The sequence below is a fragment of the Paraliomyxa miuraensis genome, assembly GCF_026337845.1.
Classification (GTDB): Bacteria; Myxococcota_A; Polyangia; order Nannocystales; family Nannocystaceae; genus Paraliomyxa; species Paraliomyxa miuraensis.
Genome location: NZ_JAOVZF010000157.1, coordinates 439,984 through 458,217 on the forward strand (window position 1 = coordinate 439,984; position 18,234 = coordinate 458,217).

The following is an 18,234-nucleotide window of genomic DNA, read 5'->3' on the forward strand; positions in this document are numbered from 1 at the left end:
ACCCTCGGCCTAGGCACACCGCCCCCTGTCTACCCGAGCCCAAGCTCACGACCCATAATGCCCCACCGACAGCGTGTTGCGTTCATTGCTCGCCCTCGCTCGAAGTCGGCGCTAGCCTAGGGCCGATGGCTTCTCGCCCTTGCTCCCGGGTCAGCTCACGAGCGTCGCTCTTGGCATTGTTGGTGGCCGTACCTGCGTTCAGTTCAACCGCGAGTGCAGCACCAGCATCGGCCACGGAGCCGGATGCACTCGCGAGCGTCCCGGAGCCGAACGCTGCTCCCGAGCCGATCTCGCCCGAACCGGTCCCCGTGGAGGCGCCGACCGAGGTCCCTGCTCCCGAGCAGACCGTACCCGAGCCCACCGAAGGAACTGCAACGAGCGATCCGGAGCCCACCAATTCGGAGCCTGCCTCCGCGGGTGAGGACCCTGCCAGTGGCATCGATCCAACGCTGCTCGATGCGCCCGAGCCCGAGCCCGTGGCGCCCGTCGTCACTCGCCCGGCCGCCAGCCCTGGCGATGGCCTCTCGCCCGAGGAGCGAGCCGAAGCCATGGAGGAAGCCTACGCGGCGCGCTACCGCCCCGCGAACAATCCGATGCAGATCAATGTGGCGGGGCGGCTCATGTTCGCCAACATCGGCGGTCGAGATCGCCTCAATGGCCGCATGGGTGGTGCGTCGGTCGACGTGGGGCCGGCGTGGAACCGCATTGGCGTTGCCGGCACGCTGACCGGCTTCGCAGGTCGAGTGCTCCTGCCACCGGAGACCGGGGCGGAGCTCAATGCCCTCCTCGGCGGGGGCCTGACGCTCGGCCTGGGACGGCTGGCCTTGATGTCCCATGGATTCGCGGATCTACGGATCGGCTACGACGTGTTCTACGGAGCGGTCGATCAGCGCAGCGACGCGCCCACCGTCCTCGCACCGCAGGCCGAGGATCCGCGCTTCGTGGCCGAGCTGACCCAGAACCTCGTCCCGCACGGACCGCGGGTGCGGCTGGATCTGGGGCTCGCGGGTGCGGGCAACCGCCGCTACTTCCATGGCTTTGGGATCTCGATCGGCTACCAGGCGCTCGTGGGCAGCTTCAAGGGCGACATGCCCATGGCCAACATGCTGACGATGGGGCTCTCGTACTGGATGGGCTAGTCATCATCCTTGGCGGCCCCTTCGGGAGCGTCGCCTCACGGCGCCGCAGGGCCTTGCCGGCCGGCTCGCCGGCCTAGACTCGCACCTCCTTCCACCGCCCCCGCCGAAACGCCAGGTATGCGATCACGGCGGCGAGCGAGTATGCCACCGCGATCGCCACGAACACGCCGTCGGGGCCCCAGCCGAGCGCGTGGGACAAGAACCAGCCGAGCGGGATCTCGACCGCCCAGAACGCGACGAGATTGACCAGCGAGGGCGTTCGCGTGTCACCGGCGCCGTTGAAGGCGTTCACCAGCACCATCTCCCAGGCGTAGAACACGTAGCCGAAGCTGATGATCATCAGGCCGCGAGACGCATGGTGGAGCACGGCCGGATCCTGCGTGAGCAGGCCCGCCACCGCCTCGGGCCAGGCGATGAGCACGAGCGACACCAGGCCCAGGAACGCCATGTTGTAGAGCCCGCTGTAGAGCACGGCTCGCTCCGCCCGAGCCGGATCGTCGGCCCCCAGGCTCTGCCCCACCAGCGTGGAGGTGGCGTTCGCAAAGCCCCACGACGGGAGCAGCACGAAGATCACGATGCGGATGGCGACCGTGTATCCGGCCACCACCTCCGAGCCAAAGCCCGCCAGGATCCGCACCAGCACGATCCAGCTGGCCGTGCCGATGAGGTACTGCCCCACCCCGCCCACCGACAGGCGCAGGATGTTGCCGATGATCCGCGGCGCGGGCCGCAGCGCGTCGAGGTCGAGCCGCAGTCGTGGTCCGGCCATGAGCGCGCGGATCTGGTAGAGCACGCCCACGCCCCGGCCGATGGCCGTGGCCACCGCGGCTCCCGTGACGCCGAGCTCGGGGAACGGGCCCCAGCCGAAGATGAGGCAGGGATCGAGCACGATGTTGATCCCATTGGCGATCCACAGCGCTCGCATCGCTCGGGCTGCATCGCCTGCCCCGCGAAAGACCGCGTTGAGGATGAACAGCAGCATGATCACGGCGTTGGTGCCGAGCATCACCGCCGCATAGCCGCCGCCTCCCGCCACCACCGCGGGCTCGGCCCCCATCGCCTGCAAGAGGCTCCCGGCCACCCACGGCGCGGGCAGGCCGATCGCCAAGCCCAGGCCCAGACCGATGAGCAGCGCCTGCCCTGCGACGTGCGACGCGGCCTTGCGATCGCCCTCCCCCACCCGTCGCGCCACCATGGCCGTGACCGGCATGGCGATGCCGATGCCGAGCGCATAGACCAGCGTGACCAGCGATTCCGTGAGGCCGACCGTGGCGATCGCGTCCGGTCCCAGCTTGGACACGAAGAACACGTCGACGATGGCGAAGACGGCCTCCATGGCCATCTCGAGCACCATGGGGATGGCCAGCAGGGGGATCGCCTTGCGCAGCTCGAGCCGGGCGAAGTCCTGCTCGCTGCCGCGAAGGGCCTCGAGCCACAGGGCCCAGCCCGAGACGTTGGCCTGGGGTGCACCGTGATGGCCCTCGCCGGCCGTGGCGACCTGCTGCAAGCGTGACGAAGATTGTGCCGAGTCGCTCATCGTGAATCCGTTTCGCGGGCGATCGCTCGAGCACGAGCACCGCCGGAGGAGATCGTTGCGCCTGCGTGGAGTGCCGGACGGAGCGTCGACGGCCTTCCAGATCCGAATGCGAGGTCACCCCGTGGCCGGGGCGGCTCGCATCACAGCAGCGATCGGGGAGTCACGGTGAACATGGGACCGAGAGCCAAGCTAGCCGGGGCCCAGAACTACGTCAAGCAAACCCGCGGGACCTCACATGCCTCGCCACCGGCTCTCGGCCGGTGGCACCGAGGGTCATGCGGAATTCGTCGCCAGTGCTGGACGCTCTCGTTCGCCCTTGCTCGCTCCGCGATCGGTCGGGTCGAGCGGTGCGGCCCGAGCTACCGCATGCGACGCTCGAGCCGCCGCATGGTGTCTTCGAGCACGGCACGATGAGCCGGCGGAACCAGCTCGATCTGGTGGCGCAGGTAGGGCAGCAGCTCGGGATTGGTCAGCTCGAGCAGGGCGTTGATGGCCAGCTCCACGTGCTGCTTGTTGCCCTCGCGTAGCCGATCGCACAGGCACTCGAGCGCCTCTACGGTGTTGATCTTGCCGATGGCCCGCAGCGCGGCCGCGTGAGCCCGCTCGGGATCGGGAAGATCGCGGGCCTCGAAGATCCGCCGCAAGGGCTCGAACGCGTGCGGGAAGATCAGGCGCGAGGTGGCGTTGGCGGCCGCCTCGCGCACCGCGGCCACGTCGTCGCGCAGGGCCTGACCCACCAGCGTGAAGCTTCGCTTGAACCGCAGGCTGCCCATGGCGGCGGCCACCGCCTCGCGCACCTTGGGCACCGGGCGCATGAACAGGTGCTCGAGCGCAGCGATCACGGGATAGGCCCGGATGGACTCGAGGCGTCGCACCACGTCGACGGGATCGACCTCGACGCCACGCCGCTCGAGATCGAGGACCAGCAGCAGCGCATGGCGTCGCACGAAGTCGGGGAAGCGGCGGTCGGCCATGATCCCGGCCGCGATGAGCCCGGGATCGCCATCGAGCTCCCACTCGGCGAGATCGACGTACCAGACCTCCTCGTACTCGGGCAGCTGCTTGAGGTACTCGGGAACGGGCACGGGCCGCGGCGCATCCTGCTGATCTTCACCGAGGCGATCGACGAGCCGACGGTAGCGCTCGCGGGCCTTGAGCGGCAGCTCGAGCGCGGCGAGGCGTCGGTAGACCTCGACCACCTGGCGCAGCGCACGAACGGAGGCGAACGACTCGGCGGCAGCCAGCAGCGCGTTCTCGACGATCTGCAGCGGGTGCCCGGCCGCCTGGGCCTCGCCCGCCGCCCGCAGCCAGGCCTCGGCGCTGCGCAGGCGTAGGTCGTCGGCGTAGGGCAGCGCCGCCCGGGTGCAGTAGTCGGCCGCCTCGCGCAGGATCCCGGCCGCGGCGTGCCACTCGCCCGAGCGCCGGGCCAGGGTCACGAACGCTTCGTAGAGGCGCAGGGCGTCGAGCTTGAGCCCGTCGTCGCGAAGGATCCGCACGCTGTTGAGGTAGCCCTCGGCCACGTTCTCGAACGCGCCGGCCTCGCTGCCCAGGCGTGCCAGCAGCTGATAGCAATCGAACGCCCGCTCGCGCAGTCCCTCGGTCTCGAACGCATCGGCCACCTCCTCGACGGCAGTGGTGGCCTCGGCCAGGGCCAGGCGCGCGCGATCGTGGCCCAGGCGATGCAGGCACAGGCCGTAGTTGATCTTGGCCAGGGCCAGCTCGTAGGGGCGGCCCTGCAGGCCGTCCACGTTCATGATCTCCTGCCACAGCACGGCGGCGTCGGCATCCTTGCCGGCGCGCTCGAGCTCGATGGCATGGTGCGCGGGCATGCCCGCGGCGGACAGCCACTGCGCGGCGGCCCCGTGCTCGCCCGCACGCGACAGGTAGATGCCCATCAGGCGCATGCCCCGGCGCGCCAGCGCGTCGCCGGCCTGGGTCCGCGCCTGCTGCTGCTCGAAGGTCCCGGGACCGGGGAGCTCGGTGGCCCCCAGATAGGCCGCGCACGCGGCCGCCTCGCGCCACAGCGCCAGCGCCCGCAGGCACTCGACCATCGCACGCAGCCACTCCTCGTATTCGAAGTCGATGCGATCGACGACCTCGATGAGGTGCCGCAGGTGCACGAGCGCGTCGGCGTAGCGCCCCGCTCGCATGTTGGCCTCGGCCCGCACCCACAGCACGGCGGTGTCGATCACGAGCGCCTCCCTCCGCGACGCCCCCGCGGGGCCGGAGCGCGCCCGCCCGGGCGCCCCTGCAGATCGCCCTGCACCTCGTCGAGGATCTGCCGCGCCTTGTGGGCCCGGCGTCCGTGGCTGATGGCCTCGGCATCGATCACGTGGATCCGATGTAGGCTGTCGAGATAGGGCAGCGACAGCGGCCCTCCGGGGAGGATGTAGACCCCGTAGATGGGGGCTCGCGCGGCCAGGTGCGCCACGTCGTCGGGCGGGAGCTGGCACTCGCCGTGGGTGAGCAGGTAGACCAGCGGCTGGCCCTCGCGGCGTCGCGGCTGGCCGAGCTCGGCGTTGAGCTGGCGGATCACGCGGGCGTAGTTGCGCCCGCGCTCGGCCCGAAACTGAAGCGCATAGGGCACCTCGGCGCTGCCGGTCCCCGTGACCTTGACCCCCTCGTAGAGGCGGCTGTCGAAGAACCGCAGCATCACGTCCTCTCCGAGCAGCGCCAGGCGCTTGCACAGGGCCAGGGCCAGGCCGCGCGCAAACACCTCGCGCACCCCTCGCATGGAGGCGCTGCCGTCGACCAGCACCTGGTGGGTGCGGCGCTCGCTGTCGTGCTGCTTTTCGTGGGTGAAGTAGAACAGCTCGCCGTCGGCCAGCTTCTGCTCGAACACCTCTTCGTCGTAGGCCAGCTGGGTCAGCACTAGGTCGTCGAGGTTGCCGCGGCGCTCGATCGAGGCGTAGCCGTCGATCGAGAACGCCTGCTGCCCGGCCTCGCGCTTGACCTCGAGGATCGAGGGCAACAGCTCCATCGAGAAGTCGATGACGTCGGCCAGCGAGGGGCTGATGATCACGTTGTAGAGGTCGGCCAGATCGACGCCCGGGAGCGCATCGCCGCCGCGAAACAGGCCCAGCAGGCGCAGCGCGTCGAGGTCGATCTGCTCCACCTCGAGGATCGCGAGCAGACGGTGCTCGACGAGGCTGCGCAGCCACGCCTGGGCCACCGACTGATCGTAGCGGCTGAACGCGGAGGTGGGCTCGACTCGGGTGTAGTGCACGACGTCGGTGGGCAAGAGCGACGGCCGCAGCACCCGAACCTCCTCGGGGAGCTGCGGCACGATGCTCGAGAGGATCCGCGCCAGCACCACCCCCACCATGGGATCGCGGTGCTTCCACCCGGCCTGGCTGCGCATGAGCTCGGCCTCGTGGAGCTCGACCAATAGACGCCGCCAGCCCTCCCCCACCTCGGCGTCGCCCAGGCCCCGCAGCTGGCTCGCCGGGCGCCCCAGGCCCGCGACGAGACAGCCGAGGTCGTGCACCACCACCAGCGGCACCGCGTAGCCCAGCCGCGCCAGCGCGTTGTGCCAGGCCACCGCGCGCATCAGCGAGAGCGCGCCGGATCCATCGAGCTGCGACAGGGCCATGGTGCCCACCTGGCGCTCGAATTGTGCGGAGCCGGTTGGTTCGCCACGCTCGGCCACGGTGCTCGTCTTCCGAAGGGGCTCGTCTCGCCGCTTCCGTGGCCGCGATCACACGAAGCGGCTGGAGGCGAACATCGTCTCGAGCAGCTTGTCGACCTCGCCGACCATGCGGGCCGCGGTGGGGTTGTCGGGCATGCGCATCAGCGCCGCCTTGATGTCACCGAGGTTGCGCAGCTGGCTGAACAGCTGCATGTCCGACAGCACCTCGGAGCCGGTGAGGGTCTCGCGAATGATGCGGAGCTCGTCGAGCAGATCCTGGAGGTTGGTGGGAGTGGCCCCGATGCGGGCCTGGTCGGGGTGCTGCTCGTACCACTGGTCGAGCACCGGCCCCACGATCTCCTGGAGGATCTCCTCCTGCTCGGGGGTGTTCCACACGTGGCGCAGCACGAACAGGTCGGAGTCGTTGACCTGGGTGCGCCCGTCGAACACGGCCGAGGCCGCGAACAGCTTGAGCAGCTTGACCACGCGGCGATCGGACAGGCCGATGCCCTCGGAGCGGATCTGGAACACCAGGCCCTTGAACGTGGCCAGGAAGTCCTCGCCGAAGTCGAGCAGCCCGCCAAACCCACGCTGCAGCGCCAGCAGATCGCTGGCGCTGACCACCGGACGCGCGCGCTCGGCATCGGGGTTCATGCCCTTGGCCTCGAGCTCGATGCCCTTTTGGAGCAGGCCGCGAAAGTGGTAGCTGTCGAGGTAGTCCACTCGAACGCGAAGCAAGAACCGATCGAACAGCGCCGAGAGCGCGTCGTCGGAGGGCACCTCGTTGCTGGCCGCGTAGAGCGAGATGAGCGGGACCCGCACCGTCTCGTTGCCGTGGGTGAAGCGCCGCGAGTTGAGCAGGGTCAGGAGGCTGTTGAGGATGGCGCTGTTGGCCTTGAAGATCTCGTCGAGGAACACCACCTCGGCCTCGGGCAGCATGCCCTGGACCCGTCGGCGGTAGGACCCGCTGCGGAACGCCTGGATGTCGACGGGCCCGAAGATCTCGTTGGGCTCGGTGAACCGGGTCAGCAGGTAGTCGAAGTACTTGGCCTCGATGATCTGGGCGAACGCTCGCAAGAGCGCGCTCTTGGCCGTGCCGGGCGGGCCGACCATCACCAGGTGCTCGCCCGCGACCGCGCTGATGAAGAGCAAGCGGATGATCTCTTCCTTGCCCAGGAATTGGGCCTGGAGCTGGCGAGCACCGTCCTGGAGGCGACGGGAGAGCTCGGCCACTACGGGCGCCACTCCTGGGTTCGGTTCGGCTGCGTGGACGGGGGCGGCCATGGTCACGGTGTTTGTACGATGCGGGATACGAGGCTCGCCAGTAGATTGTCCACGGCGCTGCGGGGTACGAGCTCTTGCAGGTGATCGAGGTATTCGGTCCAGCGCCGCGCGATCGGAGCGTCCACGTGGTCGCGGCCCGGCCGCTGCGCGTCGTCTTGCACCACCCCCCCCAGCGGTGACCCGGTGCGCTCACCGAGCCACGGAAGCAGCAGCGGCAGCGCGAGGAAGGCGGTCACCCCGGGATCGCGGCTGGCCGCGGCGACCCCGAGCCGAGCATCGAGCTCGACGACCTTGAGGAAGTGCAGGTGGATCAAGGCGCCGACCACCCCGACGAGCACGTCCGGGTCGGTGGGGAGCACGGCGCCCGGCAGCGCCAGGCGCTCGCCCTCGCGGGGCACGGGCCGAGCCCGGCTCGGATTGGGCAGCGACGGCAGCAACGCGCCCGTCACCGCACCGCCCACCGCGACCCAGTCGCGTTGGCGCGCCCACTCGTGGCAGATCGCTCGGACCATCGCGCGGTCGCCAAAGGCATCGGCCGCCCACAGGGGCGACCACCCGGGAGGGGCCACCAGCGGTCGCAGCACGCAGGTCAGCGGCGAGGCCCGTAGGGCGTCCTCGAGCAAGCGCTGGGCCTCGAGGGAGGCGAGCTGCTCGCAAAGGCGCACCTGCTCGTGGCGCAGCCCGTCGGCGGGGCTGGCGACGCGCAGGATCCGGCGCGGCAGATCCTGGCCCATGGCCCGTAGCTCGCCCCCCGTGGGCAGCCCCACCACCATGTCGTGCCGACGAAGATCGATGAAGGCGCCCACCGAGACGTGGCGCATGAGCGCTTCGCCGACCGAGGCGGGAGCCGACAGGGTGAGCAAGCTTCGGGTGGTCCCCTCGACCCGGCGCCACACGGAGGCTCGCGACCACACGCGACGGCGATCGGGGTGCTCGAACACCAGCGTGTTGTAGAGCCCGGCCCAGAGCTGGAGCTCGTCGGGATCCGGATCGGGAAGCTCCGGATCGGCGACCAGCTGCTGCCCGCGACGCAGCCGAAGGAAGCGCAGCTCGGGGCGCTGGAGCTCGCGAGCGAGCTCCAGCATGGGCGGAAGATCACGGGCCCGCAGCGGGGCGCCGACCTGCAGCGGCCCGCCGCCGAGCAGCGGCATCACGAAGTCGTCGAGGAGCTCGGTCAGGCTGCGCGCCATCCATCCCTCTGCATCGATCGGGTGACGAGCCTACTGGCCCCGCCCTTCGTCCTCGGGCCCCTTGGGAGGGCCGCCGAACCCCCACAGCGCAAACCGACCCAGCTTGCGGTTCTCGACCTGGCCCGGCGTGAGCGCGGGCAGCTCGGGGGCGACGGTGGTGGCATCGGAGAGCCGCAAGCGCCCGATGAGCGCCGCGTCGAGGGGCAGCAGCTGGGCCTCGGTCACCCGAATGGGATCGGTGTCGGGTCGCAGGAACAGCGCATGGTCGTCGGGGCCGAGCCCGAGCAGCTGCCGGGTGAGGGCGGGACGAACCCGCGGCCAGAGTTCATAGCCGTCGGCGACCAGTACGCCGGGCGCCACCTCGCCCAGGCGGCGACCCAGCGGCACGATGGCTCCCGCTCCCATGCCCGCGACCGCGGCCGCCCGACCGCGGTTGCCGATGGAGGATCCGGTGATCACCACCAGCCCCTCGTCCAGCGGCACCACGCGCGAGGCCGCCAGGGCGCTGGGCGGAATGAGATAGACCAGGTGTCGAAGCAGGGCGACCTGTTCCCAGGCGATGAGGGCCCCGCGTGGCTCACGGGGGTTGCTGGCGGGTCGCACCTGGAGCTCGACCTGCAAGGGCTCGAGCTCGGCCTCGCGTAGCTGCCCCAGCTCGCGCAGGTGGGCGGTGCCCGTCGCCTCGACCAGATGGCGGCCATCGACGAAGCGCGGCGGTCCGGGCAGTCGCTCGACCCGTCCCACGTCGCCACGAAACAGGAACATCTCCTCCCCGGGCAGGCAGGCCGACGCCGAGGCGAGCTGGATCGGATGGCGATAGCCGAGCTGCACCGCGGCTCGGGACGAGGCCGGCGCGAGCAGCTCCACACCGGGCGTCCCGTGGAGCACGTCGAGCACCCGCCCGCGGGGGTGACGGATCCGCAGCAGCAGGCTCGCGCCGGCGTCGCCCTCGAGGGTGACGTAGTAGCCGGCAAAGTTGGCCTCGAGCCGCCACAGGTGTCGCAGCACGCGAGAGGCCAGGCCCGGGGCCACCAGCGCGAGCGCGAGATCCTTGATGCCGCAGCGCTCGGCTTCACCCGAGATCCCGGACAACGGCAGCGGTACGCGGCGGAGCTGCAGGCGCTGGATGAGCTCCACCGGATCCATGCGATCGACGGCGGCGTAGGTCGCGACGTAGTCGATGTCGACCACCAGGACTTCCTCGCCGCTCGCCGCCATGGGAGACACCAGGTCGTAGCCGAACGGGGCCTCGCGGCCGCGCCAGCGCACGAACACCGAGCCGCTGCCGGTGAACAGCTGCCCGCGGGTGGCGCCCGCGATCCGGGCCAGGCGATCGACCGCATAGCCGTCGCCCGCGGCCGCACGCAGCAGGATCGCGTGCCCACCCTCCTGCCGCCGCGAGTGCTCGAGGGTCATGGTGGGCAGCAGGTCGTCGAGGTTGGACTCGTCGCTGAACGCCCCCAGGAACGCCACCAACCAGTCGATGGTGGGAAAGGTGACGAGTACCTCGCGACCGACCGCGATCCCACGGGCGTCCGGCGCCAGCCCCTGCATGCGGAATCGCGTCTGGCCGGCGGAGACCGGCTCGAGCAGGGAGGTCGCCATGCGGGGCGGAGGATAGCAAAGGGGGAATCGGGGGCGGTAGTACCCGCCCGCGGCGGGCCAGGCGGCCCGGGCCCACACGGTCGAGCGCGACGAACCGGCAGCGCCGGAGGCATTCGGGCCGTCGTGCAACGATGCTACGCTGTCCCTACGTGGCCGCGTACGGACATGCCATCGCCGAACGTCGCAAGCGGTTCGGCTTCTCGATCGACGAGGTTGCACATCTATCGGGGCTGACTCCGACTGCGGTCGACGCGATCGAATCCGACTCCGGGCGCCTGACGATGCTCGAACTCGAGGCGCTGGGAAGGGCGCTGATCTTCGATCCCGCGACGCTGCTACGAGGCGAGAGCTTGCCCGATGCGCGGCGCTTGCCCGGATGGTTTCGTTCACACACCCCCGACTCGTCGGAGGCCATTCCGGCCAGTGACGTTCGGTTGATGGCGCTGGCCGCAGAGCTCGGTGAGGTCGGCGCCTTCCTCCAGGGGTTGGTTGGGCAACCTGCGCTCTCGCTCGCAGTCTTGCGCTCCCCCGTGCCGCTCGAAGACCACGAACACGCGTGGCGCGAGGGCTACGAGCTCGGCGCACGCGCACGCGCTCGGCTCGAGGAGCTCGACTCCATCGCGCGGGCTTGCGAGCCACTGCGCTCGATCCAGCAGATCCTCGAGCGGATCGGCATCCACGTGGCTCGCGTCTCGATGGAGTCCTGGTCCAGGCAAGCAGTCAGCGTCTGGCGCCCCGGAGCCATGCCCGTGGTGCTGCTCAACGAGTGCAGCGGACGCGTCCGATGGCAGCTCCCACGCCGACAGGTCATGGCCCACGAGCTGCCCCACCTGCTCCACGATGGCGGTGAGACCGACCTCTCACCGACCGAGCGACGGCCTCAGCCCCATGCGGAGGCCCTGGAGCAGCGCGCCAACGCGTTTGCGCCCGCTTTCATTGCCCCTCCGGAGTACGTCCGCGAGCGCGTCGCCAAGCACTCGACTCCCGAGCAAGCCGTCCTCCAGATCGCGCGGGAGTGGGGCTTCACCCTCGAAGGGGCAGTGTGGCATGCCAAGAACGTCGGGATCATCGATGCAGAGACCACCGAGCAGTTGCTCGCCAATGTCGCATGGCGGTCTCGAAGCACGAGGATTCCCGGCAACTGGGAGCCCGAGCTACCGCGCGACGATCCTCGTGATCATGGCCTCGATGTCGAAGTGAGCCCCATCGTCAGTGGTCTGCTCCAGGACTTGGTGCTGCAGGCCCACCGCAGCGGTGCGATTTCCTCGGGTCGAGCGCGCGAAATCCTTGCGTTGTCATGAGAATGTTGCTCGACAATGGCCCACTCGGTCAGCTCGCAGCCGTGGCTCGAGCGACGTGGAATTGGCCGGGGTCTACGCTCCACGTCTCTGCGCAGGTCGCCCAAGAAGGATCCACGGGTCATCAAACGCGAGCGCTCCTCGCACGTGGCGATCCATCGGGGAGCCCGTGGATCGAGAAGCACGAGCTGATCGTGGGCTCACCGGCCGAGCAGGTGTACAGCCGGAGGCTACGTCCTCGCTCGAGCCACGCCACCAAGAATGCCGGGGAAGACGAGTCGATCGCCCTGCTCGCTCACGAGATCACGGATGGAGTCTTCGTCACGGTGGACGGCAAGGCGGCTCTGTCCGCGCTCGTCGAGCTGGGCCCTGGCCGTGTGATATCGCCGTTCGATTGCTGGCGGTGGTTACGAGACCGGGGGTTCATCGATGCCAACGACTGCCGAGCGCTGGACGATCGCACGAGCAAGCACCTGTGCCTTGTCGGCCCACCTCAACGGCTCGACTGACTGACGCCCTACCACCTCACGTGGTCGACGGGCCGCGCTGCCGCTGCACCGCGCGCAGGATCGCCTCCGGCGTGGCCGGCAGCGCCAGCTCGACCTCGCCGGGCCCGAAGCTTCCGATCGCATGTCGCAGGGCGGTGACCACCCCGAGCGCGAGCATGAACGGCGGCTCCCCCACCGCCTTGCTGCCGTGGACCACCCCGGGCTGCTCGGCCTGCGGCAGCAGCTCCACGCGAAGGTCCACGGGCACGTCACCCACGGCCGGGATCTTGTAGGTCGAGGGTCCCAGCGTGACCGGGTGGCCGTCGGCGGTGACGAGCACTTCCTCGCAGGTGAGCCACCCGACCCCCTGCACGAATCCTCCCTCGACCTGGCCGCGATCGATGGTCGGCACGAGCGAGCTGCCCACGTCGTGGAGGATGTCGACTCGCAGCATGCGGTGCTCGCCGGTCAGGCCGTTGACCTCCACCTCGCACACGACCCCGCCGTAGGCGTAGTAGTAGAACGGCGTGCCCTGGCCCGTGGCGTGGTCGTAGCCCACGCCCGGGGTGTGGTAGTAGCCCGTGGCCGACAAGGACACCCGATCGAGCCAGGCTTGCTGGGCCACGTCGGGAAACGCCAGCGAGCGCGCGCTGCCGGGATGCACCACCGCGCCGCCCTCGAAGCGCAGGGCAGCGGCCTGGTCCTCGGACAGCTCGAGCATCCGCGCCGCGACCGCCCGCAGGCGCTCGCGCAGGATCCCGCAGGCATGGCGCACCGCCTGCCCGTTGAGATCCGATCCGCTGCTGGCCGCGGTGGCCGAGGTGTTGGGCACCTTGTCGGTGGCCGTCGTCATCACCCGCACGGCCGAGACCGGCACGCCCAGCTCGTGCGCGCACACGGTCAGCATCTTGGTGTGCAGGCCCTGCCCCATCTCGGTGCCACCGTGATTGAGCTGGACGGTGCCATCGGTGTAGACGAGCACGAACGCTCCGGCCTGATTGAGCACGCTCTTGGTGAACGAGATCCCGAACTTGACCGGCTGGAACCCGATCCCACGCCTCTGCCAGGGCGAGGCGGCATTGTGGGCCGCGATGGCCTCGCGACGCGACGCGTAGCCGCTGCTCTCCATCAAGCGGGCATGGATCCGGGGCAGGCGGTTGTGCGCCCACGGGATCTCCTGGCCATAGGGCGCGCGGTCACGCGGCGGCTCCCCGTAGTAGTTGCGCTCGCGCAGCACGGCCGGATCGATCCCCATGCGCTCGGCGGCCCGATTGAGGATCTCCTCGATCACCACCATGCCCTGCGGTCCGCCGAATCCCCGAAAGGCAGTGTTGGACGGGAGGTTGGTGACGCACGCCCGCCCGCAAAGGCGCAGCGCGGGCACGTAGTAGGCGTTGTCGAGGTGGAACAGCGCCCGGTCGAGCACGGGCAGCGACAGGTCGGCCGAGAACCCCGCATCGCTCCACAGCTCGACCGAGAGCGCGACGAGGCGACCATCGGCGTCGAGACCCGCGTCGTAGCGGCCGAGGAACGGATGCCGCTTGCCGGTGATCCTCATGTCGCGCTCTCGATTGAGCCACACCTTGGCCGGACGCCCGGTGACGTGGGCCGCCAGCGCGGCCATGCACGCAAACGGGGTGGCCTGCGACTCCTTGCCCCCAAAGCCTCCGCCCATGCGGGGGACCTCGCACACGATCTCGTTTCGCCCCACCCCGAGCACCGCGGCCACCTCGGCCTGGACCTCGGTGGGGTGCTGCGACGAGCTGAGCACCGTCATCGTGCGCCCCTCACCAGGGATCGCCAGCGCGGCCTGGGTCTCGAGATAGAAGTGATCCTGCGCGCCGGTGCGGACCTCGCCGTCGATGCGCAGCGCGGCCCCGGCCAGCGCGGCCTCCACGTCCCCGCGCGCGATCACGTGGGGCTCGGCCACGTACGAGCCCGCCTCGATCGCCTGCTCGATGGTGAGGATGGCCGGCCGCACCTCGTACTCCACGCGGACCTCGGCCCCGGCCATGCGCGCGGCGGCCAGGTCGTCGGCCACCACCAGCGCCACCGGCTGCCCGACGTAGAGCACCTCGTCGCGCGCCAGCAGCTCCTCGTCGTGCACGATGGGCCCGATGTGCAGCGAGCCCGGCACGTCGCGGGCGAGCAGCACCGCCCGCACCCCAGGCATCGCCCGCGCCGCCGCGAGCTCGCACCCGACGATGCGCGCGCGCGCGTGGGGCGACGTGACCACCCAGACGTGCCCGGTGCCCGGTGGCAGCGGCCAGTCGTCCACGTAGCGGGCCTGGCCCGACACGTGACGATACCCACTCTCGTGGATCGCCGGCTGGTGCAGGGGGCTGGGTGGAGGCGCTTGGTTCTTCATGGCCGGGACTCCTCAGGGGTGGTGAACCGACGAGCTTCCCGCGGTGCCGACCATGCTCGTGGGCCGGTCGGGCAGCCCGGGCATGGCGCACTGGCTCGTGTCGTCGAACATGGCCCGCACCAGGTTTCCGGCCACGGTGGCGCGATACCAGGCCGAGCCCCGGTGATCGGACATCGGGGTGAAGTCGTCGCCGATCCGCTCGGCCGCCGCATCGCAGCTGGCCTGCGACCACGGCTGGCCCACGAGCGCGGCCTCGACGGCCCGGGCCCGTGCCGGCGTGGCCGCCATCCCGCCAAAGGCCAGGCGGGCGGCGGTGACGACCCCGCCGTCCACGTCGACCCGCAGCGCCGCCGCGACCGCGCTGATGTCCATCTCGCGACGCTTGGAGACCTTGTAGGCCACCACGCGAGCATTGGCCGGAGGATCGGGCAGCTCGACCCGCACGAACAGCTCGCCGGGTCGTAGCGCAGTGCTTCGATAGCTCACGAAGAACTCACCCGCCGGGACCCTTCGCTCGCCGGACCGGCCGGCCACCACCATCGTGGCATCGAGCGCGAGGAGCACGGGGGCGAGGTCGCCGATCGGGGAGGCGTTGCACAGGTTGCCCCCCACCGTGGCGCTGTTCTTGATCTGCCGCGAGCCGAAGAACCGCAGCATGCGAGCCATGGGGGGCAGCGCCTGCGCGGTTGCATCCTCGAGGTCGGCCAGGCGCACGGTGGCCCCGATCGACCAGCGCCCATCGGCGTGCTCGAGCCTACGCAGCTCGGCAATGGCCTGCAGCGAGGCCAGCGCGGGGAAGCGCTCGCCCTTCTTGGTCACGTCGAGCCCCAGATCGGTGGCGCCCACCACCAGCCGCAGCTCGGGATGCGCGTCCATCAGATCCCACAGCTCGGACAACGTTCCAGGGATCCAAAACGACTGCGACGGGGTGCCGCCTCGACCCTCGAATGCATAGCGCAGGGTCGCGCTCGTCGACGGGCCGACCTCGGCGAGCGCCGCCCCGAAGCGGTCGTCGGGCCGAAGGCCGGCGATCTGCTGGGTGGCCTCACGGATCGGTCGATATCCGGTGCAGCGGCAGAGGTTGCCGCACATCTGATCGTCGAGCTTCCATGGCGCGTCGAGATCGCCGCGATAGCAGGCCTCGAACATCGACATGATCACCCCGGGCGTACAGTAGCCGCACTGCGAGCCGAGCGCGGCCACGAGGGCTTGCTGCACGGGATGGTGGCCGGGCCCGTCGCCGCCGTGCTGCCCCCCGTGCTGCCCCCCGTGCTGCGAGAGCGCCTCCACCGTGAGCACGTGCTTGCCGTGCAGCAGCGGCAGCAACAGCAAGCAGCTGTTGACCGCCCGAAAGCGAGGACCACCGGGGGCGTCGGGATCGATCACCACCACCGTACAGGCCCCGCAGTCGCCCTCGGCGCAGCCCTCCTTGGTCCCCGACAGGCCCGCTGGCCCCCGTAGGTACTCGAGCAGCGTGGTGGTGGGGCTGACATCGAGAACCTCCCGCGCCTCCCCGTTGACGTGCAGCAGCACCGCGTCCATGTCCGGACCAGCGTACCGCATCGAGCAGGCCGGGGTGTACTCTCGATCCCCCCGCCTCAGCCGGCGCCTGCCACATCCCCGCCCCCCGCGAAACCCACGATGGCCGAGCTACGACCCTACCCGTTTGGTGCGCTCCTGCTCCGCATGTTCCGCGAGCTCGACGACCACGATGCGATCTTCCACCTGCCGCGCCGCAAGTTCGTGCTGGGGGACGAGCACCACGACACGTCCGTGGTCTTCGGGGGCCACGTGGCGGGCAGCCCGCTCGGACCCGCCGCCGGCCCCCAGAGCCAGCTCGCGCAGAACATCGTGCTCTCGTGGCTGGCCGGCTGCCGGATCTTCGAGCTCAAGACGGTCCAGATCCTCGACGAGCTCCAGATCCCCCGCCCCTGCATCGACATGCAGACGGTGGGCTACAACGTGGAGTGGTCGCAGGAGCTGCGGCTGCCGCAATCGCTCGAGGAGTACGTCAAGGGCGCCATGGCCATCCGGATCCTCGAGGCGTCGGGGCGGCTGCCGGTGACCCCGAGCTTCGCGCCCGTAGTCTACGACATGAGCGTGGGCTACGACCTGCAGGGGATCCGCAGCGAGCCGGTGCAGGCGTTCATCCGCGGCATGAAGGACGCATCGACCCTGGTCGAGCGGCTGCGGGCCGAGATCCCCGACGAGCTGGCCCAGTACCGGGACCTCGACTTCCAGACCAAGCTCAGCGACACGCTCACGCTGAGCACCTTCCACGGCTGCCCGCCCGACGAGATCGAGGGGATCATCGACTACCTGCTCGAAGAGCATCGGCTGCACTGCATCGTCAAGCTGAACCCCACCCTCCTGGGCCCGCAGCGGCTGCGAGAGCTGCTGCACGACCGCCTCGGCTACACCGAGCAGCACGTGCCCGACTCGGCGTTCGAAAAGGACACCCACTGGGACCAGGCGGTGGGCTTCGTGGAGCGCCTGGGAGCCAAGGCCCAGTCGCTCGGGCTTGCGTTCGGGGTCAAGTTCACCAACACGCTCATCGTGCACAACCACCGCTCGTTCTTCCCGGCCACCGAGAAGGAGATGTACATGAGCGGGGCGCCCCTGCACGTGCTGGCCATGAACCTGGTGGGCCGCTTCCGCGAGCGCTTCGGCGACCGCTTCCCGATCTCGTTCTCGGCCGGCATCGATCAGCGCAACTTCGCCGACGCGGTGGGCCTGGGGCTGACGCCGATCACGGTGTGCAGCGATCTGCTGCAGCCGGGCGGCTACGGCCGCACCCAGGCCTACTACAAGGAGCTGTCGCGGCGCATGGACGCGGTGGGGGCCGCGACCGTCGACGACTTCGTGCTGCGTGCCCACGGCCACGGCCCCGCGGCGCTCGACTCGCTGGGCCTCCCCGACCACGAGCGGGAGGCATGCCTGCGAGCGCTCGAGCCCGACGGCACCCTCGACGAGGCCGTGGCCGACCACGCCCTGGCCGCCCGCTGGCTGTCGGCGGTCAAGGTGCTCAACACGACCAGCTACGTGGAGCAGGTGACCGCCGATCCTCGCTATGCCCGGGCCAGCAACCAAAAGCCGCCCAAGAAGGTCGGCTCGAGCCTCGTGCTGCTCGATTGCCTCACCTGCGACAAGTGCCTGCCCGTGTGCCCCAACGACGCCAACTTCACGTTCGTGCTGCCCCAGGGCGAAGTGCCCGTGGTCAAGCTGCTGCCCCAGGGCGACGGCTTCGTGGCCCGGGTCGCCGACGCGATCACGGTGACCAAGAAGCACCAGATCGCCAACTTCGCCGACTTCTGCAACGAGTGCGGCAACTGTGACGTGTTCTGCCCCGAGGACGGCGGGCCCTACGTGGTCAAGCCGCGCTTCTTCGGCAGCCGGGCCGACTGGGAGGGTTTTGCCGAGCACGACGGCTTCTACGTGGAGCAGCGAGGGCAGGCCCGCACCGTGCTCGGGCGCTTCTCGGGGAGGAATTTCGAGGCCGACATCCCCGCGCCGGGGTCCCCGGTCCACTATCGCGGCGAGGGCTTCGATCTACGGCTCGACCCCGCCGATCCCGCGGGCACCGCCAAGGGGCACGCGGAGGGCGAGGTCGACCTGACCTTCTTGCACCTGATGGATCTGGTGAGCGCGGCCGTGCTCGCTCGTAGCGACAACTACGTGAGCGCGGCCGCACGCTAGC

General features: G+C 70.2%; 12 protein-coding genes. 4 read left to right on the forward strand and 8 right to left on the reverse strand.

Annotated features, from left to right (window positions below; all coding sequences use genetic code 11):
• The first annotated feature begins 308 nt into the window (after nucleotides 1–308).
• Nucleotides 309–1,139 (forward strand): hypothetical protein, encoded by an 831-nt coding sequence (locus OEB96_RS29205; RefSeq protein WP_266220057.1) that lies wholly within the window; start codon nucleotides 309–311, stop codon nucleotides 1,137–1,139.
• A 73-nt stretch (nucleotides 1,140–1,212) separates the two neighbouring features.
• Here OEB96_RS29205 and OEB96_RS29210 read toward each other — a convergent pair whose 3' ends face one another.
• The 6 genes from OEB96_RS29210 to OEB96_RS29235 form a co-directional block, all read right to left on the reverse strand.
• Nucleotides 1,213–2,676, reverse strand: a complete 1,464-nt coding sequence (locus OEB96_RS29210) for an MATE family efflux transporter (protein WP_266220058.1) — start codon at nucleotides 2,674–2,676, stop codon at nucleotides 1,213–1,215.
• 359 nt (nucleotides 2,677–3,035) lie between these two features.
• On the reverse strand, nucleotides 3,036–4,868 hold the full coding sequence (locus OEB96_RS29215; protein ID WP_266220059.1) for a HEAT repeat domain-containing protein: 1,833 nt from the start codon (nucleotides 4,866–4,868) through the stop codon (nucleotides 3,036–3,038).
• Nucleotides 4,865–6,325 (reverse strand): vWA domain-containing protein, encoded by a 1,461-nt coding sequence (locus OEB96_RS29220; RefSeq protein WP_266220060.1) that lies wholly within the window; start codon nucleotides 6,323–6,325, stop codon nucleotides 4,865–4,867. Before OEB96_RS29220 ends, OEB96_RS29215 begins: the two co-directional genes overlap by 4 nt.
• A gap of 48 nt (nucleotides 6,326–6,373) precedes the next feature.
• The gene (locus tag OEB96_RS29225; RefSeq protein WP_266220061.1) at nucleotides 6,374–7,537 is read right to left on the reverse strand and encodes an AAA family ATPase; all 1,164 of its coding nucleotides are present in this window, start codon (nucleotides 7,535–7,537) and stop codon (nucleotides 6,374–6,376) included.
• 53 nt (nucleotides 7,538–7,590) lie between these two features.
• Nucleotides 7,591–8,778: a hypothetical protein gene (locus OEB96_RS29230; protein WP_266220062.1), complete on the reverse strand. Its 1,188-nt coding sequence runs from the start codon at nucleotides 8,776–8,778 to the stop codon at nucleotides 7,591–7,593.
• Between the two features lie 30 nt (nucleotides 8,779–8,808).
• Nucleotides 8,809–10,383, reverse strand: a complete 1,575-nt coding sequence (locus tag OEB96_RS29235) for a hypothetical protein (RefSeq protein ID WP_266220063.1) — start codon at nucleotides 10,381–10,383, stop codon at nucleotides 8,809–8,811.
• A 149-nt stretch (nucleotides 10,384–10,532) separates the two neighbouring features.
• Here OEB96_RS29235 and OEB96_RS29240 point away from each other — a divergent pair, with 149 nt between their 5' ends.
• Together OEB96_RS29240 and OEB96_RS29245 are read left to right on the forward strand one after the other, a co-directional pair.
• Nucleotides 10,533–11,684, forward strand: coding sequence for a helix-turn-helix domain-containing protein (locus OEB96_RS29240; protein WP_266220064.1), 1,152 nt, complete (start codon nucleotides 10,533–10,535; stop codon nucleotides 11,682–11,684).
• A gap of 191 nt (nucleotides 11,685–11,875) precedes the next feature.
• A complete protein-coding gene (locus OEB96_RS29245) occupies nucleotides 11,876–12,190 on the forward strand; it encodes a hypothetical protein (protein ID WP_266220065.1) in 315 nt (104 codons plus the stop codon).
• A 16-nt stretch (nucleotides 12,191–12,206) separates the two neighbouring features.
• On the opposite strand, the gene xdhB is transcribed toward OEB96_RS29245, so the two are convergent.
• Together xdhB and xdhA are read right to left on the reverse strand one after the other, a co-directional pair.
• Entirely contained in the window at nucleotides 12,207–14,537 is a 2,331-nt protein-coding gene (gene xdhB / locus OEB96_RS29250; protein ID WP_266220066.1) for a xanthine dehydrogenase molybdopterin binding subunit, read from the reverse strand.
• A 12-nt stretch (nucleotides 14,538–14,549) separates the two neighbouring features.
• On the reverse strand, nucleotides 14,550–16,079 hold the full coding sequence (xdhA, locus tag OEB96_RS29255; RefSeq protein WP_266220067.1) for a xanthine dehydrogenase small subunit: 1,530 nt from the start codon (nucleotides 16,077–16,079) through the stop codon (nucleotides 14,550–14,552).
• 99 nt (nucleotides 16,080–16,178) lie between these two features.
• Between xdhA and OEB96_RS29260 the strand changes: the two genes are divergently transcribed.
• Nucleotides 16,179–18,233, forward strand: a complete 2,055-nt coding sequence (locus OEB96_RS29260) for a glutamate synthase (protein ID WP_266220068.1) — start codon at nucleotides 16,179–16,181, stop codon at nucleotides 18,231–18,233.
• Nucleotide 18,234: the final 1 nt, after the last annotated feature.

Bases quoted from the DNA above. Each gene is read 5' to 3' on its own strand.
- OEB96_RS29210 (WP_266220058.1), bottom strand. From the start codon at position 2,676: ATGAGCGACTCGGCACAATCTTCGTCACGCTTGCAGCAGGTCGCCACG.
- OEB96_RS29230 (WP_266220062.1), bottom strand. From the start codon at position 8,778: ATGGCGCGCAGCCTGACCGAGCTCCTCGACGACTTCGTGATGCCGCTG.
- OEB96_RS29235 (WP_266220063.1), bottom strand. From the start codon at position 10,383: ATGGCGACCTCCCTGCTCGAGCCGGTCTCCGCCGGCCAGACGCGATTC.
- xdhB (WP_266220066.1), bottom strand. From the start codon at position 14,537: ATGAAGAACCAAGCGCCTCCACCCAGCCCCCTGCACCAGCCGGCGATC.
- xdhA (WP_266220067.1), bottom strand. From the start codon at position 16,079: ATGGACGCGGTGCTGCTGCACGTCAACGGGGAGGCGCGGGAGGTTCTC.
- OEB96_RS29260 (WP_266220068.1), top strand. From the start codon at position 16,179: ATGGCCGAGCTACGACCCTACCCGTTTGGTGCGCTCCTGCTCCGCATG.